15 protein-coding genes and 1 pseudogene are annotated in these 19,932 nt (G+C 67.6%); 13 read left to right on the plus strand and 3 right to left on the minus strand.

All coding sequences use genetic code 11. From position 1 onward, the window contains the following. The first annotated feature begins 1 nt into the window (after position 1). Genes ACEN9K_RS02705 through ACEN9K_RS02730 form a run of 6 tightly spaced genes read left to right on the plus strand, consistent with a single transcriptional unit; the run spans position 2 to position 7,906 of the window. Positions 2-955 carry an ABC transporter permease gene (locus ACEN9K_RS02705; RefSeq protein ID WP_018770873.1) on the plus strand — a complete coding sequence of 318 codons (954 nt, stop codon included), beginning with the start codon at positions 2-4 and terminating at the stop codon, positions 953-955. Next, on the plus strand, positions 952-3,066 hold the full coding sequence (locus tag ACEN9K_RS02710; RefSeq protein WP_018770872.1) for a dipeptide/oligopeptide/nickel ABC transporter permease/ATP-binding protein: 2,115 nt from the start codon (positions 952-954) through the stop codon (positions 3,064-3,066). Before ACEN9K_RS02705 ends, ACEN9K_RS02710 begins: the two co-directional genes overlap by 4 nt. Further along, entirely contained in the window at positions 3,063-4,070 is a 1,008-nt protein-coding gene (locus ACEN9K_RS02715) for an oligopeptide/dipeptide ABC transporter ATP-binding protein (RefSeq protein ID WP_018770871.1), read from the plus strand. Before ACEN9K_RS02710 ends, ACEN9K_RS02715 begins: the two co-directional genes overlap by 4 nt. Before the next feature lie 57 nt (positions 4,071-4,127). Beyond that, positions 4,128-6,422 carry a family 78 glycoside hydrolase catalytic domain gene (locus ACEN9K_RS02720; protein ID WP_018770870.1) on the plus strand — a complete coding sequence of 765 codons (2,295 nt, stop codon included), beginning with the start codon at positions 4,128-4,130 and terminating at the stop codon, positions 6,420-6,422. Continuing rightward, positions 6,422-7,378 (plus strand): glycoside hydrolase family 43 protein, encoded by a 957-nt coding sequence (locus ACEN9K_RS02725; RefSeq protein WP_051081419.1) that lies wholly within the window; start codon positions 6,422-6,424, stop codon positions 7,376-7,378. Before ACEN9K_RS02720 ends, ACEN9K_RS02725 begins: the two co-directional genes overlap by 1 nt. Positions 7,379-7,438: 60 nt before the next feature. Further along, complete coding sequence (locus ACEN9K_RS02730; RefSeq protein WP_018770868.1) at positions 7,439-7,906, plus strand: DUF8821 family protein; 468 nt, start codon at positions 7,439-7,441, stop codon at positions 7,904-7,906. On the opposite strand, the pseudogene ACEN9K_RS02735 reads toward ACEN9K_RS02730, so the two are convergent. Then, positions 7,903-8,833, minus strand: a pseudogene (locus ACEN9K_RS02735) (intradiol ring-cleavage dioxygenase). The gene ACEN9K_RS02730 and the pseudogene ACEN9K_RS02735 overlap by 4 nt on opposite strands. Before the next feature lie 101 nt (positions 8,834-8,934). Then, the gene (locus ACEN9K_RS02740) at positions 8,935-9,765 is read right to left on the minus strand and encodes an IclR family transcriptional regulator (RefSeq protein WP_056388280.1); all 831 of its coding nucleotides are present in this window, start codon (positions 9,763-9,765) and stop codon (positions 8,935-8,937) included. A gap of 137 nt (positions 9,766-9,902) precedes the next feature. Here ACEN9K_RS02740 and ACEN9K_RS02745 point away from each other — a divergent pair, with 137 nt between their 5' ends. From ACEN9K_RS02745 to ACEN9K_RS02755, 3 genes are read left to right on the plus strand one after another with little or no spacing between them, the layout of a single operon-like run. Then, entirely contained in the window at positions 9,903-12,635 is a 2,733-nt protein-coding gene (locus tag ACEN9K_RS02745; RefSeq protein WP_495635140.1) for an alpha-L-rhamnosidase, read from the plus strand. After that, positions 12,632-13,654, plus strand: coding sequence for an alpha/beta hydrolase fold domain-containing protein (locus tag ACEN9K_RS02750; protein ID WP_495635141.1), 1,023 nt, complete (start codon positions 12,632-12,634; stop codon positions 13,652-13,654). Before ACEN9K_RS02745 ends, ACEN9K_RS02750 begins: the two co-directional genes overlap by 4 nt. A gap of 20 nt (positions 13,655-13,674) precedes the next feature. Beyond that, complete coding sequence (locus ACEN9K_RS02755) at positions 13,675-14,619, plus strand: alpha/beta hydrolase (RefSeq protein ID WP_495635142.1); 945 nt, start codon at positions 13,675-13,677, stop codon at positions 14,617-14,619. 36 nt (positions 14,620-14,655) lie between these two features. On the opposite strand, the gene ACEN9K_RS02760 is transcribed toward ACEN9K_RS02755, so the two are convergent. Then, entirely contained in the window at positions 14,656-15,411 is a 756-nt protein-coding gene (locus ACEN9K_RS02760; RefSeq protein ID WP_018770863.1) for a FadR/GntR family transcriptional regulator, read from the minus strand. 137 nt (positions 15,412-15,548) lie between these two features. Between ACEN9K_RS02760 and ACEN9K_RS02765 the strand changes: the two genes are divergently transcribed. The 4 genes from ACEN9K_RS02765 (at position 15,549) to dgoD (ending at position 19,929) form a co-directional block, all read left to right on the plus strand. Further along, complete coding sequence (locus ACEN9K_RS02765) at positions 15,549-16,847, plus strand: ABC transporter substrate-binding protein (RefSeq protein WP_134165247.1); 1,299 nt, start codon at positions 15,549-15,551, stop codon at positions 16,845-16,847. A gap of 95 nt (positions 16,848-16,942) precedes the next feature. Further along, positions 16,943-17,896, plus strand: coding sequence for a carbohydrate ABC transporter permease (locus ACEN9K_RS02770; protein WP_186447807.1), 954 nt, complete (start codon positions 16,943-16,945; stop codon positions 17,894-17,896). Beyond that, positions 17,893-18,771 (plus strand): carbohydrate ABC transporter permease, encoded by an 879-nt coding sequence (locus ACEN9K_RS02775; protein ID WP_495635143.1) that lies wholly within the window; start codon positions 17,893-17,895, stop codon positions 18,769-18,771. The genes ACEN9K_RS02770 and ACEN9K_RS02775 overlap by 4 nt, the downstream gene beginning before the upstream one ends. A gap of 9 nt (positions 18,772-18,780) precedes the next feature. Beyond that, the gene (gene dgoD / locus ACEN9K_RS02780) at positions 18,781-19,929 is read left to right on the plus strand and encodes a galactonate dehydratase (protein WP_018770859.1); all 1,149 of its coding nucleotides are present in this window, start codon (positions 18,781-18,783) and stop codon (positions 19,927-19,929) included. Positions 19,930-19,932 lie beyond the last annotated feature (3 nt).

Raw genomic sequence — 19,932 nt, forward strand, 5'->3', positions numbered from 1 at the left:
GATGGAGGTCACCATGGCACTATTCATCACTAAGCGCCTGCTGATGGCGCTGGCCACCGTGCTGGTGGTTGCGGTGCTGGCATTCCTGCTGGTGCACGCAATGCCCGGCAGCCCGGGAGCCGTCTCCCTCGGCGCAGGCGCCTCCCAGGAAGCCATCGACGAGGTCAACCAGAGGATGGGCTGGAACGATCCGCTGTTCACACAGTTCTTCACGTGGCTTGGTTCCGCCGTCCAGGGCGACCTGGGCGTCTCGCTCATCGATGGCCGCTCCGTCAGCGCCGACCTCGCCGGCCGCCTCCCCGTCACAGCCTCGCTTGCCGCCGGCGCCACCGTCCTCAGCGCGGTCCTGGGCATCGCCCTGGGCGTCACCGCAGCGGTCCGCGGCGGCCTCCTGGACCAGGTGATCGGCGGCTTCGTTGGACTCCTGGTCGCCCTGCCGGCGTTCTGGGTGGGCGTCCTCTTCGTGTACCTGTTCGCCGTCCAGTCCTCCATCTTCCCGGCCACCGGCTACGTGCCGTTCGAGGCCTCACCGCAGGACTGGGCCCTGTCCCTGGCGCTGCCGGTGATCACCCTCGCCGTGGGCGGCGCGGCCTTCATAGCCCGCCAGACCAGGGCTTCCATGCTGGAGGCGCTGCAGCAGGAACACATCCGCACGCTGCGCGCCACGGCCACCCCCACCTGGAAGATCCTCTATGTCCACGCCCTGCGCTACGCGAGCCTGCCCATCGTGGCCGGGATCGCCCTGCAGTTCATCGGCCTGTTCGGCGGTTCGGTCATCGCCGAGCAGCTGTTCGCCATGCCCGGCCTGGGCCAGGCCGTCCAGACCTCCGTCAGCACCCATGATGCCCCCGCCGTGCAGGGCGTGGTGGTGATCGCCACCGTGGTGGTGGTTGCCGTCAACCTGGTGCTGGAGCTGGCCACCAAGTTCCTCGACCCGAAGTTGCGTGCCTCATGATCCCAACAGTTACCCCGGCCCCCGCGGACGCGGACCAGGCAGGAAGTACGACGCCGGCAGCAGCCCCCGCGCGCAACGCCGGCAGGGCGGCCATCACCAAGGTATCCCGGCACGGGCTGTTCACTTCGCCGGGCGCCGTGGCCGGCCTGGCCTGGCTTGCGGCGCTTGTCACCGCGTCGCTGACAGCGCCGCTGTGGCTGCCCTTCAAGACAGAGGACCAGGATTTCACCTCAGTCCTCTCCGGCCCCATCGCCGCCCACTGGCTGGGAACGGACGAACTGGGCCGCGACATCCTCAGCCGGATCTTCGCCGCCGCAGCCGGCACCCTGGGGACGTCCATGCTCACGGTGATTGTCGGCGTCGGGCTCGGCACCATCCTGGCCATGCTTGCTGCCGGCACCGGCGAACGCGTGGAGGCCGTGATCAGCAGGGTTACCGAGATCATGATGTCCCTGCCGGGAACCGTGATCATCCTGGCCGTCATCGGCGCGGTGGGAACCAACATCCCCGTGGTTATGGCCATCCTGGGCATCCTGATGTCCGCCGGCATCTACCGCGTGATCCTGGGCCAGGCCAAGTCCCTGCAGTCCCAGCTCTACGTGGATGCGGCCAAGGTGGACGGCGTCAACCCACTGCGGATCAGCCTCCGGCACGTCCTGCCCGGCCTGGCGAACACCATCGTGGTCCAGTCCGCGCTGATCTTCGCTGTGGGCATGCTCATCCAGGCCGGCCTCGCGTTCATCGGCTTCGGCCCGCCCATCCCGCAGCCCAGCTGGGGCGGCATGATCCAGGGCGCCTCACAGCACGTCTATGACGCCCCCTGGATGATGGTGCCCACCGGTGCCGTGCTGGCGCTCACCGTCCTCTCCGCCAATGCCATCGGCAATGCCCTGGGCAAGGCCCCCAACGCGGCCGCACCGCACCTGCCCTCCGCCGCGGCACGCCGGCAGCGCGCCAAGGCCGTCGCCGCCATCGCGGCGGAGGCGCCCGGATCGGAGGACTTGGCCGCATTGGACGGCGCCTCTGCCGATAAGGAGACGCTCAGCGTCCGTAACCTGTCCGTCGGCGTCGACAGTGCAGGTACAGGCACCGGCGTCCGCCTGGTCACCGATGTCTCGTTCGACGTCCAGCCCGGCACCGTCCTGGGTTTGGTGGGGGAGTCCGGCTGTGGCAAGACCATGACCGCGCTGTCCTTGTTGGGCCTGCTGCCCTCGGGCGTAAGTGTCACCGGCGGCCAGATCCTCTGGAACGGAAGAAACCTGGCAGCGGTGGCGGAGAGGGACATGGAAGCAGTGCGCGGCCGGGAGATCGCGCTGATCAGCCAGGAACCCATGCGCGCCCTGGACCCGATGTTCACCGTGGGGTACCAGCTCACCGCGACCATCCGCCGGCTCCGCGGCATGGGCAGGACCGAGGCCCGCCAGGAGGCGCAGACCCTGCTGGAAAAGGTGGGCATCGTGGACGCGGCGCGGATCCTGAAGACCTATCCGCACCAGATCAGCGGCGGCATGGCCCAGCGCGTGGCGATTGCCCTGGCACTGGCCGGGCAGCCGAAGCTGCTGGTGGCGGACGAGCCCACCACGGCCCTGGACGTCACGGTGCAGGCCGAAATCCTGTCCCTGCTCCGGACCCTGGTGAAGGACACAGGCATGTCCGTGGTGATGGTGACCCACGACCTTGGTGTGGTGGCGGACATCTGCGACCAGGTGGCCGTCATGTACGCCGGCCAGGTGGTGGAGAACGGCACAACCCAGGCCGTCCTGGACCACCCCCGCCACCCTTACACCCTGGCGCTCCTGGCCGCAGACCCGCACGCCAACCACGCAGACGACATGCCGGAACGTCTCGCCACCATCAGCGGACAGGTGCCGCAGCCCAAGGACTGGCCCACCGGCTGCCGGTTCGCGGCCCGCTGCCAGTTCGCCGGCTCAGCCTGCATGGAACCCGTGCAGCTGCTGCGCTCCGGCGCCGGCGAAGGGCTGGTGCGGTGTGTCAAAGCGGACCAGCTGGCCGTCGAAGGCATGGACTGGCTGGCCACGGACGTGCCCGCCTCCCGCGTTTTGGAGGTCACCCCCAAGCAAAACCCGATCGTTGAAAAGGACCCGGCATGAGCACCGCAGTGACCGAGCGCCAAGATTCCGCGGCTTCCTCCGCCGCCACCCCCATGCTTGAGATCAAGGACCTGGTGGTCCGCTTTGGACGGGGCCGGAAGGCAGCCGCCGCACCGGCCGCCGTCGACCATGTCAGCTTCAGCATCGCACCCGGGGAGACTGTGGGACTGGTGGGGGAGTCCGGATCCGGAAAGTCCACCATTGGCAAGGCAATCCTGGGCCTGCAAAAGGTCTCCGGCGGCACCATCACCTACCAGGGCAAGGACATCACCTCCGCCAGCGCCAAGGAGCGCCGGGCCCTGGGCGGGGAACTGCGTGCCGTCTTCCAGGACCCCAACTCATCGCTGAACCCGCGGAACACCATCGGCACGTCCCTGGCCGAACCGCTGCGCCTGCGAGGGGTTTCAGCGGCAGAGGCACGCGCCAAGGCCGGGGACATGCTCGAACGCGTGGGCCTGCCGCGGGACGCCGTGGACCGCTACCCCAGCCAGTTCTCCGGCGGCCAGCGCCAGCGCATTTCAGTGGCGCGTGCCCTCATCTGCGATCCCCAACTGGTGGTCTGCGACGAAGCCGTCAGCGCCCTTGACCTCTCCACCCAGGCGCAGGTGCTCAACCTCCTGGCCGACCTCCGCGACGAGCGGGGCCTGAGCTACCTGTTCATCGCCCATGACATCGCCGTGGTCCAGTTCCTGGCCCAGCGCGTGGTGGTGCTCTACCGCGGGCAGGTCATGGAAAGCGGACCTGCCGCGGCCGTCACCGGGAACCCCAGGCACCCCTTCACCCAGGCCCTCGTGGCAGCGTCCCCGGTGCCCCGGCCGGCGGAACAGGCCGAACGCCGCGAAGCCCGCGAATCGCTTGGCGTCCGCACCGGGGCGGCCGCGGTCCCCGGGCCCGGCGGATGCCCCTTCCGGCTCCGCTGCCCCCTGGCCACTGACCTGTGCGCCACCGAACGGCCGGCCCTGCGGCGTGTGGGTGCGGCGGATGTGGCCTGCCACTACGCCTGACCGGCACTTCTTCCACCTGCTTTTGACCAGCTTCCACCAGAACGGAACCCTCCTTCCATGACCTCCACGCCCTGGCACGCCGCCATGATCACGCCCCAACAGGACTTTGACGGCGCCCCCCTGCTCCGCAAGGAATTTACGCTCGACGAGGGCCACGGCGGCGTGGTGAAGGGGACACTCCGGGCCACCGCCCTCGGCGTCTACGAGGCATCCATCAACGGCACTCCGGTGGGGCCAGACGTCCTGGGCCCCGGCTGGAGTTCCTACGAATGGCGGCTGCGCTACCGCAGCTACGACGTCACCTCCCTGCTGGCGCCAACCAGCGTGCTGGGGGTGGAACTGGGCAACGGCTGGTACCGCGGACGGCTGGCCTGGCACGGGATGTCCAACCTGTACGGCAGTGAGCTGGGGTTCCTCGGCCAGCTGGACATCGAGTTCGACGACGGACACGTCCAGTCGGTCGCCTCTGACACCTCCTGGCAGGCAGGCCCCTCCGCCACCACCTTCAACGACCTCTACGACGGCCAGACCATCGACGCCCGCCGCCTGCAAAAGGGCTGGGCGGAGCCCGGCTTTGTACCCGGTGCTGACTGGACGGGTGTGCGTGGGCTGGCGTTCGACGGCGGCCGGCTGGCTGAGCCGGTGGGCCCGCCCGTGGTGCGTGCCGGCGTCGTGCATCCCGTGGAAATCCGCACCTCACCCACCGGCCGGACGCTGGTGGACTTCGGCCAGAACCTGGTGGGCTGGCTCCGCTTCACGGTGCGGGGCGAGGCCGGGCAGGCCATTACCGTGCGGCACGCCGAGGTCCTGGAAGACGGCGAACTCGGCGTCCGGCCCCTGCGGTCAGCCAAAGCCACGGACACGTTCATCCTCTCCGGCGGGAAAGACGACTTTGAACCCACCAAGACCTTCCACGGCTTCCGCTACGCCGAGATCACCGGCTGGCCGGGCGACCTCACCGATGGTGACTTGGAAGCCGTGGTGGTCCACTCCGACCTCGAGCGCACCGGCACCTTCGAATGTTCCAACGAACTCGTCAACCAGCTGCACCGCAACATCGTCTGGGGCCTCCGCGGGAACTTCCTGGACCTGCCCACCGACTGCCCGCAGCGCGACGAGCGGCTGGGCTGGACCGGCGACATCGCGGTCTTCGCCCCCACTGCTGCCTACCTGTACGACGTCAAAGGGTTCCTGCAGGACTGGCTGCTGGACCTGGCCGCCGAGCAGAAGGCCGCGAACGGTCTGGTGCCCATCACCGTGCCCGATGCCCTGAAATTCTGCCCGCAGCCGCCCGAATTCCCGGCTCCGGAATCGTCCGCCCTGTGGAGTGAAGCCTCCGTGTGGGTGCCATGGGCACTCTGGGAGGCCTACGGGGACCTCAGCGTGCTGCGGAACCAGTACGAGTCGATGGCCTCGCACACCCGCCGGGTGGAGGGGCTGCTCTCGCCCACCGGCCTGTGGGACTCCGGCTTCCAGTTCGGCGACTGGCTGGACCCCGACGCCGCGCCGGACCAGCCATGGGCGGCCAAGGCAGACACCGGCGTGGTGGCCACCGCCTGCATGTACCGCACCGCGCGCCTAACCGCCCAGGCTGCCGGGCTGCTGGGCAGGCACGACGACGAGGCCCACTTCGAGGCGCTCGCCGCCCGGGTGCGTACCGCCTTCGCCGAGAACTACGTCGCTGCCGACGGCACCATCCGCAGCGACTGCACCACGGTCTACGCGCTGGCTATCGCCTTCGACATCCTGGCCACCCCGGAGCTGCGGGAGTTCGCCGGGACCCGCCTGGCCGAGCTGGTCCGGGACAACGGCTACCGCGTGTCCACCGGATTCGCGGGCACCCCGTTCATCACGCACGCGCTGACGGACACCGGCCACATGGACGAGGCCTACCGGCTGCTGCTGGAGAAGGGCTGCCCGTCCTGGCTGTACCCCGTGACGATGGGAGCCACCACGGTCTGGGAACGCTGGGACTCCATGCTCCCCGACGGCACCATCAACCCCGGCGAAATGACCAGCTTCAACCACTACGCCCTGGGCGCCGTTGCCGACTGGATGCACAAAGCCATCGGCGGCATCCGACCGCTGGAACCGGGCTACGCGCGCGTCCTCATCGCCCCGCAGCCGGGCCAAGGAATCGACTGGGCCAGGACCTCCCTGAAGACTCCGCACGGTGAGGTCCGGGTTGAATGGACGCTCGACGGCGGTGCGTTCCGCCTCGAGGCGACCGTCCCTGACGGGGTGGCGGCCGACGTCGTCCTTCCCGACGGTGCGCAGCGCACCGTTGAGGGCGGCACCCACTCTTTCGAAGGGCGCGTTGCCCCCATGCCCGATTACGAGGCAAGCCGCTGATGGGCAGACAGGAGACGGTTCGGCTCCTGCGCCTCGATCAAATCCGGATGCGGGACCCTTTCATCCTGGAACCGGTTCCGGGGGAGTTTGTCCTGTTCGGAACCAGCGACAGGAACGTGTGGAGTGGCCCCGCCACCGGCTTTGACTGCTATACCAGCAATGACCTTGAACACTGGGAAGGCCCCTTTGCGGCCTTCCGGCCGCCAGCGGATTTTTGGGCGGACGCGCAGTTCTGGGCTCCGGAGGTGTACGCCCTTGACGGACGGTTCTTCATGTTCGGCACCTTTGCGACGTCAACGGGCAACCGCCCCCGGGGCGTCGCGGTTCTTGCCTCGGATCTGGCCACGGGCCCCTACCAGCCCTGGAGTGACGGAGCCGTGACGCCGGCGGCCGAACCGTGCCTCGACGGGACGCTGTATATCGACGAGGATTCCACCCGCTGGCTCGTCTACAGCCGGGGGACGGAGGGAACCGCTGATGCACCAGGGATCACTGACGGCGAGATGCGTGCCGTCCGCCTGGCGCCGGACCTGCGCACGGCAGTCGGTGAGCCTGCTCTCCTGTTCAAGGCATCCGCGGCGGCCTGGACCCGGCCGCTGCGGTTCCCGGAGGGGGTGGAACCCCCAAAGGACCTGAACCTTGCCGCAGATCCCCTGTTCACCGATGGACCGTTTGTTGTCCGTTCGCCGGAAGGGTCTTTGCTGATGCTGTGGTCAAGCCACGGCGAGGCCGGGTATGCAATGGGCATCGCCGAGTCGAAAAGCGGAACCATCAAGGGGCCCTGGATCCAGCAGGCGGACCCTGTGTGGTCCAGCAATGGCGGGCATGGAATGGTCCTCCGCACATCCGGCGGGCGTGACTATCTGGTCTTTCACGGGCCGAACGACACACCCAACGAAAGGGTCAGGATCACTGGCGTGGAAATCGACGGGAACAGCATCCGCGTCCTTCGATGAGGTGCAGCGGAGGCGCTGATCTGCAACGATGTGGCAAAAGATCATTCCCAGGGAGGACTCATGCCGTACACCGTGGATTTCAAGAACGTGTCCACCGCCGGTCTGGAATCGTCACCGGTAGCGGAGGCGTTGGCCGGGCTCCGCGCCAACGAGGCCCGCTACTACAAGAATAAATACGACCACGACTTCACGGTGGTCCCTGCCGGGGAAGCGCCGGAAGTGCTGGACTATGTGAACAACATCCTGTCCGCCGAGCGCAACCTGGTGATTGCCTCCAAACCCCTTGAGGTGTCCTCCTTCGAAGTGGACGGGCTGCGAATGGCCTACGTGTTCTACGAGTCAGGGCTGTCCATCAACGTCATGTACGGCATTGAGGAAGGGGGCAAGCGGGCGGTCGGATTCAAGCTCTCGGACGGCATGGACGTTCCGGAAGAGCTGGCGTCCAGCTTCAAGTTCGCCCGCCAAAAGTCGAAGCTGGCGGGCACCATCCGCGGCTCGTACTTCGTGATCAAGGGCGAGTACGCCTAGATGGTCACGTTAGACGCCGCCGCATAGACCGTCGCCGCGGATCCGGTCATGGTGGCCAGCTGGTAGATGCCGCCGTCGTCGCCGAACACGTTGTCTGACTGCAGCGTGGTCCGGGTCATGTTGGTGATGCTCTTTTCGTAACCAGGAGTTGCGTAGACGTCGTCACAGGCCGCTTTGGTCAGGGCAATCTGCGAGACGGTGAGCACCTGGCCGGCGGCGGTGGCGTTGTTCATGGATTCGAACACTTCGAAGTGGATGTGCGGCCACCGTCCGGCGTAGGCACCCGGGAAGATGGACGTGAAGGTGACCTGGCCGTTGGCGTCTGCCTCCTGGACGCCGCGCAGGTAGTTTTCGTTTTTCAGGCTCGAGTCGTACATCGAGTACTTGCCGTCGCGGTCGCAATGCCAGGCGTAGACCGCCGCGCCCGCCAGCGGTGTGCAGCCGTTGGCGTTGTCCAGCAGGGTGAGGGTGAAGGTCAACGGGACGCCCACCGCTTTAGCGGACGCGGTGCCGAAGCTGGAGGTGATGTCCTGCCGCACCACGCCGGAGGCTTCCAGGACGTTGGGTCCGTTGGAGCCGTCGCCCGGGTACGGTCCGGCGGTTTCCTGGGGAATCTCCACGCCGCACTCGGCAATGGCCCGGGTAATGGTGGGTGTCGACGTGGCGGAGGACGATGCCGTAGCCGAAGCCGATGCGGATTCGGTGGAAGCCGCCGTGGCGGTTGCGTCCGTGGCTGACGGCGCAGCCGTGGTTGATCCGTTGGGGCTGCAGGCAGCGAGTGCGACGGCGGCGCCGCCGGCACCGAGGAACATGCCGAGGGAGCGGCGGCTCATCAGCGTCGACAGGTCGATCAAGGCCGCGGTCGTGATCCGGGTGCGGCTGGTGCGCGTTTTCGGGGAGCTCATTGCGGTTGTGCGAAGTGGTCATGAACCCATCAGAAGCCACCGCACTATGCATCCGGTAGGCGGATTCTGTGAGCCACCTGTGTGACGTTGCCCCGCGACCCCGGCCTCGGCCGCGTAGGGCCGCTACCCCTGCGAGTGCGTCCGGGTGCCGGCGCTGACGGCAGCCTGGTGCCCCAGGTTCCTGGAGACGGCGCGGGCGGCCGCGCGGACAGCGGGGGCCAGTACGTTCGGGGGAGTGGACCCGTCCGGGACCACGATGGACAGTGACGCCACCACGGAGCCCTGGGCGTCGAAGATGGGGGACGCCACGGAGACGGTCCGGGACGGGACGGTACGGCGGATCATCGCAATCCCGGTGCGCCGCACATCCGAAAGGGTCCTGCGCAGCTGGCCCTCCGGCAACTCCGGCACTCCGGGCTCGTTTTCCGGCGGCCGCTTCAGGATGGTCTCCTGGAACTGCTGGTCCGCGCCCGCCAGCAGCACCAGCCCGATCGCCGTGGACCGCAGGGGCGCCCGGCCACCCACGCGGTACGCCACCTCCGTGGCATCCTTCGCGGACAGCCGCTCGATCAGCACCGCCTGCTCGTTGTCCCGCACCGCCAGCAGCACGTGGTGCCGGGTGACTTCGAACAGGTCTTCCAGGTAGGGAAGGGCAATTTCCCGCACCCCGTGACCGCGGGGCGACAGCGACGCCACTTCCCACAGCCTGACCCCCACGACATACCGGCCGTCGTCGAGTCTTTCAAGCGCACCCCATGCCACCAGCCGGGCGATCAGCCGCAGTGCGGTGGGCGCGGGCATGTCCGCATACCGGGCGAGTTCCGAAAGCGTCAGTGCCCGCCGCCGGTCGGAGAAGACGGCGAGCAGGCTCAGCGCGCGGTCGATGACGGGTTCGCCCTGTTTGGGCCGCTTTCCGCGGGCAGGCGGGGTGTCCGGGTCCGGAATGTCAGTCATGGCGGTGGTTCCTAGCGCTGATGCATTGGTGAGCTGCCCCACAATACTATTTCGACCAATGAAAATGCTGTGTGGGGGATAGGAGCACGCCAACCAAGCTGGAACTCCCAGCACCCGCACCCCAGGAGCCCTGCCGCATGACCGCCCCCACCCGGCTTCGGGCCGAGCACCTGTCAGAAGCGATGGGCCTGACCATCCGGGAGCCCAGCCTCAGCTGGACGCCTCCCGGCGGAACCACAGGCCAGGCGGCATACCGCATCACCGCAAGCAACGGCTGGGACACCGGGAAGGTCGAGTCGGCCGCCTGCAGCGGCATCCCGTACGGCGGGCCGGCGCTGCGCTCGCGGGACCGGTTCGAGTGGCGCGTCCGCACCTGGGACAGGGACGAAAAAGGCACCGAAACACCGAGCGGCTGGTCCCGTCCGATGCCGGTGGAGCTGGGGCTGATGCATGCCGAGGACTGGACGGCGCAGTGGATCGGGCCAGATGAGCCCCAAGTTCCGGCGCCAGGAGACCGGCCCGGCTATGCCCTCACCAAAACCTTCTTCCTGCCGGCGGCCCCGCACAAGGCCCGCGCCTACGCCACCGCGCACGGCATCTATGAGCTCTTCATCAACGGCCACCGCGTGGGCGACCAGCAACTCACCCCAGGCTCCACCAGCTACAACACCACGCTCCAGGTCCAGGCCCACGACGTCACCACCCTGATCCGTGAAGGCAGCAACACCGTGCGCGCCGTCCTCACCGACGGCTGGTACCGCGCCACGTTCGGATACACGCGCGACGCCGACATGTACGGAACGCACACGGCCTTCCTGGCGCAGCTCGAACTGGAGTCACGGGCCGGCAGGCAGGTCATCGGCACCGACAGCTCGTGGCTGGTGTCCGCCACGGAGATCCTCAGCGCCGACCTTATGGCGGGCCAGGGCGTGGATTTCAGGAAGGCCGACGGCGGCAGCGCACCTAAGGCGGGCAACGGCGCCCCGGTTGCCCGCGCACCCCGGCCGTGTTCCGCCGTCGTCCGTCCCGGCAGTTTCACCGCACTGGCCGGACCCCTTGCGCCGCCCACCCGGGTGGCACAGGAACTTGTTCCGGCGTCCACCACGCGGCTGGCCAACGGCAGCCAGGTGGTGGACTTCGGCCAGAACATCCACGGCTGGGTCCGGCTCACCAGGCTCGGCGCACCGGGCGAAACCGTCACCCTGGAATACGGCGAAGCGCTCGGAGCGGACGGTGACGTCAACCGGGACCATCTGCGCCCCCTCGACTTCCGGGCGCCGGGAGCCTTCCGGGACGCAGGCCAGGTGGACACCGTCATCGCCTCGGGTGCCCCCGGGGAAGTCTTCGAACCCCGGCACACCACCCACGGCTTCCGGTACGTCTCGGTCCAGGGCCTCGCCGCGGGCCTCCAGCCGGGAGACATCACCGGCTGCCTGGTGCGGACGGACCTGGAACGTATTGGCACCTTCAGCTGCAGCGATGCGCGCCTGAACGCACTGCATGACATCGTGGAATGGAGCTTCCTGGGCAACTCCTGCGAGGTCCCCACCGACTGCCCTCAGCGCGAGAAAGCCGGCTGGACCGGGGACTGGCAGCTGTTTGTCCCCACTGCCGCCTACCTTTTCGACGTCACAGGCTTCTCCCGCAAGTGGCTGCGCGACGTCCGTGCAGACCAATGGGACAACGGCGTCATCACCAACATCTCGCCGTCCCCCGGGCCCGCGGCCACCTCGGCGGAGTTCATGGGCTTCACCAACGGGTCCGCCGGCTGGGGCGATGCGGTGGTGATGGTGCCCTGGGAGGTCTACCTGGCGTCAGGGGACGCCGGGATCCTCGCCGAAAACTGGGAGGCCATGCAGCGGTGGCTTCACTTTGTGCAGGCTACCGCCGAAACGGAGCGGCACGCCGCGCGCGCCGCCGCAAGCGCAGCGCCCGCGCCGCACGAGCGGTACCTGTGGGACACAGGCTTCCACTTTGGTGAATGGATGGAACCGGACGGCCCCGAACCTGACCTGTTCGCCGCCCGCAGCGCCGACCACGGGATCGTGGCCACGGCCTACTACCGGCACACCACGGACGTGATGGCACGAATCGCTGCTGTCCTGGGCCTGGATACAGAGGCCGCCGAGCTCGCGGAACTTTCACACCTGATCCGGGACGCGTGGGAGACGGAATACCTTGATTTTTCCGGCAGCGTAATCCAAGCCACGCAGGCCAACTGCGTCCGCGCCCTGGCCTTCGACCTTGTCAGCCCCGAACACCGCCCCACGGTCACCTCGCAGCTGGCCGCCCTGATCCGGAACGCCGGCACCCACCTGGGCACCGGCTTCCTGGCCACGCCCTACCTGCTCCCGGTCCTGGCGGACAACGGACAACTGGACCTGGCCTATGAACTCCTGATGCAGGACTCGGAACCGTCCTGGCTGACCATGGTGGACCGCGGCGCCACCACCGTGTGGGAGTTGTGGAACGGCATCGATGCCAACGGCACGCCGCACCAGTCGCTCAACCACTACAGCAAGGGTGCCGTGGTCTCCTTCCTGCACCGCTACACCGCCGGCCTGCGGCAGGCGCCCGGAAGCGCAGGCTGGGAGCGCATCATCATTGAGCCCCGCCCCGGCGCCGGCCTGGCATCCGCCTCCACCTCACACATGGGGCCACGGGGCCTGATCCGGGTGGCCTGGACTGCGGCGGAAGGTTCAATGGACGGCGGCGTGCTGACGCTCACAGCCACGATTCCCTCCGGCACCACCGCGGAGGTGCGGCTCCCCGGCGCGCCGGCCGCCGTCGTCGGGCCGGGACACCACACTTTCCCTGCCGCCACCGGCCGGGGCACTGCACAACCTGCGCTGATGAGGAGCACACTATGACAGTGGATGACGCTACCGGGGTACTCGACCTGTCCCCTTCCGACATGTCGCGTTCTGACATATCCCGTTCCGACACCTCCCGTCCCGGAGGCAGGAAGGTTCCGCCGTTCCCTGTCTTCGATGCCCCGGGCACGGCGGGGCAGGTCTCGGACGTATCCTCCGTGCACCGTGAAGTCACCTACGCCCGGGCCATCGGATTCCGGCCGCTGAAGATGGACATCTGGCTGCCCCGCAAGGCCTTTGGGACCACGCCGATGGTCCTCTGGGTGCACGGCGGAGCGTTCCAGCTGGGCGACCGCCGCGAACTGCCGCCCACCTTCGCCCCCGATTCCGTGTTCCGGCTGCTCAACGAGGCAGGCATCGCCTGCGCCACGGCGGACTACCGGCACTCGCTGGAGGCGCCGTTCCCGGCACAGCTCCACGACCTCAAAGCCGCGGTCCGCTACCTCCGGGAGTTCGCCGGGGACCTCAGCATCGACCCGGACAGGTTTGGCGCCTGGGGCGAATCAGCAGGCGGCCACCTGGTAGCGCTCCTGGGACTCACCGGCAAGCGCGAAGACCTGGAGGGCGGTCTCGGTGCGCAGGGGCACCCAAGCAGCGTCAGCGCCGTCGTCGACTTCTACGGCGTGTCTTCGCTGGTGGACATCCCGCCAATAGTCACCCCGGACGGGCTCTTTCCCCCGTCCTTGACTGCCGCTGTCCCGCCGGGAATGTCGCTGCAGCCCGAGCAGATGCTGGTGGGCGGGTCGGACGACCCGAAACTGCTGGCCGCGGCCAGCCCCGTCAGCTACGTATCGGCGGATGCCGCCCCGTTCTTCCTGGTCCACGGCGATTCGGATGGACTGGTCCCGCACTCGCAGACTGAGCTTCTGGCCGCCGCGCTCGCGGGCGCCGGCGTGGAACATGACGTCATGACCATCACGGGCGGCGACCACTGCTTCTTCGGCGCCGAGGACCAGTTGGATACCATCCTGGCCACAGCCGTTGACTACTTCTCACGGAAGTTGGGAACACCATGACACCCCGCACAAAACCAGACGTGGCTTCCCCCGACGCCACCCCGGCCGGCCCACAGGGGGAGGCCGCTGCCGGTTTCGCTGAGTACCTGGCCAGCCCGGAAGGACCGCAGTTCCTAAACCCGGACGCCGTTCGCTCACCCGGGCCGGACGTCCCCATCCGCGCCGTGACGGCCGACGGCCGGCACGGGCCGGTGGCCATCCGGATCTACGGGGAACCGGCCGGCGCGGACAGCCCCGCCCTCGTGTGGCTGCACGGCGGCGGATTCGTCAGCGGCAGCGTGGATAGCCCGGAGTCGGATTACCTGGCGCGGGTGCTCGCGAACCAGGGCACGCCGGTGCTGTCCGTGGACTACCGGCTGGCCCGCGACGGCGTGTCCTTCCCCATCCCGCACGACGACGCCCTGGCCTGCTGGTTTTGGGCCCGGAAGAACGCCGAAAGCCTGGGGCTGGATCCGGACCTGCTCTGCCTGGGCGGTGCCGGTGCCGGTGGCAACCTGGCGGTGGGCGCCGCGCTCTACCTGATTGACGCCGGAAAGCCGCTGCCCGCCAAGCTCCTGCTGGCCTACCCCTTCCTGCACGCGGAACTCCCGCCGCCGGCCGGGGGACTGGATCAGCGGGTCATGGCCGGGCTGCCCCGGCACCTGCGGTTCACCGTGGAGGACTGCATCCGGACGGCCGAGAACTACGTGGGCGGCCCCGTCAGCATGGCATCGTCCTATGCGATGCCCGGCTACGCGGACCCTGCCGGACTGCCGCCCACGGCCCTGCTCGCCTGCGAGTACGACGACGCCCGCGGCTCCACCGAGCTGTTTGCTGCTGAGCTGGAACGCGCAGGGGTTCCGGTGTCCTGCTTCCTCGCCCAGGGCGCGGTCCACGGCCACCTCAACCACACCGCTGGCCTGCCGGAAGGGCAGGCGGCCCTGGATTTCCTGGCGGGTGAGCTGCTGGCAGTCCGGCGGGCGTAACGCTTCCGGCGTCCGCTGGTGCTGCCGGCACCTGGCTTACCCGGGGTTGGCCGCGCCGTCGTTGACGGAAGCATGGCTGCTGGACCAGATGTCACCCATCTCCTCGGTGGACTGCTCCACAATTCGGCTCATGGCGGCATGCGCGGCGGCTGCCTGGCCCCGCTGGATGGCGCTGGCCACATCCACGTGCATCTGCAGTGCCTCATGGTCCGGAAGATGGGGCATCAGGCCGTGCTGTGTCCGCCCCGCCAGCACTTCCGCCACGAGTTTATGCAGCTGCGAAAACATCAGGTTGCCGGAGGCGTTGAGGACAGCGGCATGGAATTCGATGTCCAGGCGCAGGAAATCTTCCTGGTCTCCCCGCTGCCCGGCGGCCCAAAGCCGGGCTGCCATGGAAACAAGGTCGCTGGCCTGGTCGAGTGAAGCGCGCTCGGCCGCGAGCCGGGCGGCCTGCGGCTCAATGGCGCCGCGCAGTTCATTCAGGGACCGCAACTGCTCCAGCCGCTTGGCCGAGGCCAGCCGCCACCGGATCACCTGGGGGTCATAGAGGTTCCAGCTGGCTTCCGGCTGAACCACCGTTCCCAGTCGGCGGCGCGATTCCAGCATGCCCATCGACGACAGGACACGGGTGGCCTCCCGGATCACGGAGCGGGACACCTTGTGCTGCGCCTCCAGCTCATCCAAGCGCAGGATCGAATTCGGGGCCAGCGTTCCCTCGGCAATGGCGAGCCCCAGGTTCTCGACCAGCGATGAATGCAGGTCCGGGGACAACGCCGCCTTTGGGATGGTCATGAATAAATCATATGGGGGCATGGCAAGGTCTTGTATATGTCTGCCTTATTTGTTTATGCTCGCTGAACACAACAGACGTAACGAGGCGTCTGTCACCCGCCCGCGAAGCTGCGGGCCTGAAGGCAAAGGAAGTCGTAATGAAGCGGCATTCAATTGTGAAGTACGCGGCAATTGCCGCAGCGATGTCGCTGGGGCTGACCGCCTGCAGCGGCGGCGGAGGCGGCAGCGACCAGGCCAAGCAGTCCGGCACCGTCCGTGTCACCCTGGCCAACCACGTGTGGACCGAGGGCATCAAGGCCGCGATTCCGGAATTCGAGAAGTCCAGCGGGCTCAAGGTGGAGCTGACCCAGCTCGGCGAGGACCAGCTCTCTGACCAGTACAACGTCAAGCTCAACGCAGGCAGCGACGAGATCGACGTGATGATGTACCGCCCGCTGCAGGAAGGCAAGGCTTTTGCCAAGAACGCCTACCTTGCGGACCTGACCAAGAACGTCTCATCGGACTCGGGCTGGGACTGGAAGGATTATCAGGAGGGCCCGGTCAAGGCCACCACCGTTGACGGCAAGGTGGTTGGTGTTCCGATCATCACCGAGCGCGAAGTCCTGTACTACCGCAAGGACCTGCTGCAGGCCGCAGGCCTCCAGGTCCCCAAGACCATGGAGGAACTGGAAGCGGCGGCCAAGGCCATCAAGGCGTCCTCCCCTGACACCGCAGGCTTCGTGGCCCGCACCGGCAAGTCCGCCGCGGTGACCCAGTTCTCCAGCTTCCTGTACAGCTTTGGCGGCGACTTCATGGACTCCAGCGGCAAGGCCTCCGTCAACACCGACGCCGCCAAGAAGGCCTACGCCTACTACGGCGGCCTGATCCGCAACTACGGTCCCGCCAACGTCAGCACGGACATGAGCTGGCCGGAGGCGATGGCAATCTTCACCCAGGGCGGTGCCGCCTTCTACACGGAGGCAGATTCGCTCTACAAGAACGCCACCGACCCCGCCAAGTCCAAGGTTGCGGACAAGGTTGGATTCGCTGCGCTGCCTGCAGGTCCCGCCGGTTCCAAGCCGTACAACATCCCCTCCTGGGCGCTGGGCGTGAACCAGAACTCCAGCAACCAGGACAACGCCTGGAAGTTCATCCAGTGGGCAACCAGCAAGGAACGCACCCTGGCAGCCCAGAAGGCCGGCGTCCCGGGCCCGCGCACCTCCGTCTGGTCCAACCCTGACGGAACCTCCACCTACCCGAAGGACCTCGCCGACGCGATCTCCGCCAGCGCCAAGAACGGTGTGGGCCACGACCGGCCCGAGGTTGTCACCGTAGGCAAGGCACGCGAAATCGTGGGCGCCCCGATTGTCGCCACCATCACCGGCGGGGACGCCGCCGCAGCGGCAAACGACGCCCAGACTGCTTTCCAGACCTTCCTGGACAGCGAAAAGAAGTAGGACACCGGGCGCCTATCGCGCACCAACATCCCGCCGGGACGGCCCATGGCCGTCCCGGCGCGGCCCACTTCACCCCCAAACTCCTTAGGTGAACCATGTCTGTATTGAACCCTCCCCGCAGCGCCCGCACCCGCCGGCCCGGTGGCCCCGCCGGTGCCGGGGGGAACTTTTCCGCCTGGGCCAACCGGCACCGAAAGTGGCTCTTCGCGGCACCGGCAATGATCTTCGTCGGCGTCCTGATCATCTTTCCGCTGGCCTGGACCGTGTACCTCAGCCTCACCGACTCCCAGGGATCCGTGCGGGCCGCAACGGAGTTCATCGGGCTGCAGAACTACATCACGGTCCTCAGCGATACCGAGCGTTTCTGGCCCGCCGTGGGCCGCACCCTTTCCTTCACCGGCGTCGCACTGGCCTTCGAAGTGGTGCTGGGCATGGGCGTGGCGCTGCTTCTGTGGCGGCCCTTCCGGGGTGAAAAGTGGGTCCGGGTGGCCATCCTGCTGCCGCTCGTGGCCACGCCCGTAGCGGTCGGCATGATGTGGCGGCTGATCTTCGATCCCAACATCGGCTTCGTCAACCAGCTCCTGGGCATGGTGGGCATTCCGCCCCAGCCGTGGCTGTCCGGCCAGGACACCGCCCTGGGCACCACCATCTTCATGGACGTGTGGCAGTGGACCCCCATGGTGGTCCTGATCCTGCTGGCCGGGCTGACCTCGCTGTCCGACGAACCGGACGAGGCCGCCCGCGTGGACGGCGCCAACGCCTTCCAGCGGTTCTTCTACATCACGCTGCCCCTCATGATGCCCACCGTGATCGTGGCCATCCTGCTGCGCGGCATCGATGCACTGAAGACCTTCGACATCCTTTACGCCACCAAGGGCAAGGGCGGCGGCTCGTTCCACGAAGTGGAGACGCTGAACGTCTACGCCTACGGACTCAGCTTCGACTACAACCAGTACGGGCTCTCCTCGGCGGTGCTGATCCTGTTCTTCATGATCATCATCGGCTCCATGTGGCTGCTCACCATGCGCAAGAAAGCGGTAAGCAAATGACCGTCATGACAGATTCCGCCGCCACCGCCGCGGACCGCCGGCCCCCGCGCCGCCGCAAGCCCCTGGCCACGCGCGCCTACAAGGTGTTCCGGGTCGTCGCCCTCATCCTTGTGGTGCTGTTCCTGCTTGCGCCGCTCTTCTGGATGCTGCTGGCATCGCTGAAGACCAACGTGGATATCTACGACACCGGCAAGGCGTTCCTGTTCTCGCCCACCGTCGAGAACTACGCCAATGTGCTGCAGCGCAACAACTACTTCGTGTTCATCTTCAACAGCTTCTGGGTTGCCTTCGTCTCCACCGCGTTGTCAATCGTCCTCGGCGTCCCGGCTGCCTACGCCATGAGCCGGTTCACCATGCACCGCTCGGCGCTGGTGGTCCTGATGGCCCGGGTCATTCCCGGCGTCTCGCTCCTGGTGCCTTGGTACTACGTCTTCTCCAACCTGCGCATGGTGGGGAAGTTCGAGGTGCTGATCCTCAGCCACATGTTCGTGGCCCTCCCGCTGATCGTGTACATCATGATGAGCTACTTCGACTCGCTGCCCCTGGAGCTGGAGGAATCAGCCGAAGTGGACGGGCTTACGCCGATCGGTGCGTTCCGGCTGATCACGCTTCCGCTGGCGGTGTCCGGGATCGCCACAGCCGGCATCCTGTCCTTTATCTTCTCCTGGAACAACTTCATGTTCGCGCTGGTGCTCTCCGGCTCCAAGACCAAGACCTTGCCGGTGGCGATCTTCGACTTCGTCTCCTACGCCAGCATCGACTGGGGCGGGCTGATGGCCGCGGCGACTGTTGTCACCATCCCCATCATGATCATTGCGCTCTTCACGCAGAAGTACATCGTCTCCGGCCTGACCGCCGGCGCCACCAAGGGTTAGGACCGCGGCGTGACCGTCATCAGCCGGATCGAAACATTCCTTGTTCCACCCCGCTGGCTCTTTGTCCGGGTCGAGACCGAAAGCGGCATCGTGGGGTGGGGCGAGGCCACCTGCGAGGGACGCAGCGAGACGGTGCGCGCCGCCGTCGGGCAACTCTCGGAGCTGCTCATCGGACGGGACGCCCTCCGGATCGAAGACCACTGGCAGGTGATGACCAAGGGGTCCTTCTACCGGGGCGGACCCATCCTTGCCAGTGCCGTCTCCGGCCTGGACCAGGCGCTGTGGGACATCGCGGGCAAGCACTTCAACACTCCGGTGCACCAGCTGCTGGGCGGCCACGTCCGCGACCGCATCCGGATGTACGGCTGGGTGGGCGGCGACGAGCCGAACGAGGTGGCGGACCAGATCAGCGCCCAGCTGGACGTGGGCCTCACTGCCGTCAAAATGAACGCCAGCGGACGGATGAGCCCGGTGGCGTCGGTGGCAGAGATCGACGGCGTCATCCGCCGTGTTGCCGCGGCCCGGCAGGTCCTGGGCGACCACCGGGACGTCGCCGTCGACTTCCACGGCCGGTTCAGCCTGGCCAACGCCAGGCGGGTGGCCCCCTTGCTGGAACCCTTCCGGCCCTTCTTCCTCGAAGAGCCCGTGGTGCCGGAAAACACCCACCTGCTCCGGGAATTCACCGCGTCCACCACCACCCCGGTGTCCACGGGGGAGCGGCTGTACAGCCGGCAGGAGTTCCTGCCGGCGCTGCAGGCGGGCATCGCGGTGGCCCAGCCGGACCTCTCCCATGCCGGCGGCATCACCGAGGTCCGGAAGATCGCGGCCCTGGCCGAGGTCTACGAAGTCCAGCTGGCACCGCACTGCCCGCTGGGACCGCTGGCGCTGGCCGCCTGCCTCCAGGTGGGCTTCGCCACGCCCAACTTCCTCATCCAGGAACAAAGCATCGGCATCCACTACAACCAGGGCGCCGAAGTCCTGGACTACGTGGTGGACAAGACGCCGTTCAAGTTCGTAAACGGCCACATCGAGCGTCTCACCGGGCCCGGACTGGGCGTCGAAATCGACGAGGCCGTGGTGCGGGCAGCGGACAAGCGCGGCCATGCCTGGCGCGGACCTGTGTGGCGCCACCCCGACGGATCCTTCGCAGAATGGTGAATC

Source organism: Pseudarthrobacter sp. Pseusp20 (assembly GCF_059492155.1).

Coding starts and splice junctions, on each gene's coding strand:
- ACEN9K_RS02705 (WP_018770873.1), top strand. CDS start 2: ATGGAGGTCACCATGGCACTATTCATCACTAAGCGCCTGCTGATGGCG.
- ACEN9K_RS02710 (WP_018770872.1), top strand. CDS start 952: ATGATCCCAACAGTTACCCCGGCCCCCGCGGACGCGGACCAGGCAGGA.
- ACEN9K_RS02715 (WP_018770871.1), top strand. CDS start 3,063: ATGAGCACCGCAGTGACCGAGCGCCAAGATTCCGCGGCTTCCTCCGCC.
- ACEN9K_RS02720 (WP_018770870.1), top strand. CDS start 4,128: ATGACCTCCACGCCCTGGCACGCCGCCATGATCACGCCCCAACAGGAC.
- ACEN9K_RS02725 (WP_051081419.1), top strand. CDS start 6,422: ATGGGCAGACAGGAGACGGTTCGGCTCCTGCGCCTCGATCAAATCCGG.
- ACEN9K_RS02730 (WP_018770868.1), top strand. CDS start 7,439: ATGCCGTACACCGTGGATTTCAAGAACGTGTCCACCGCCGGTCTGGAA.
- ACEN9K_RS02740 (WP_056388280.1), bottom strand. CDS start 9,765: ATGACTGACATTCCGGACCCGGACACCCCGCCTGCCCGCGGAAAGCGG.
- ACEN9K_RS02745 (WP_495635140.1), top strand. CDS start 9,903: ATGACCGCCCCCACCCGGCTTCGGGCCGAGCACCTGTCAGAAGCGATG.
- ACEN9K_RS02750 (WP_495635141.1), top strand. CDS start 12,632: ATGACAGTGGATGACGCTACCGGGGTACTCGACCTGTCCCCTTCCGAC.
- ACEN9K_RS02760 (WP_018770863.1), bottom strand. CDS start 15,411: ATGACCATCCCAAAGGCGGCGTTGTCCCCGGACCTGCATTCATCGCTG.
- ACEN9K_RS02765 (WP_134165247.1), top strand. CDS start 15,549: ATGAAGCGGCATTCAATTGTGAAGTACGCGGCAATTGCCGCAGCGATG.
- ACEN9K_RS02770 (WP_186447807.1), top strand. CDS start 16,943: ATGTCTGTATTGAACCCTCCCCGCAGCGCCCGCACCCGCCGGCCCGGT.
- ACEN9K_RS02775 (WP_495635143.1), top strand. CDS start 17,893: ATGACCGTCATGACAGATTCCGCCGCCACCGCCGCGGACCGCCGGCCC.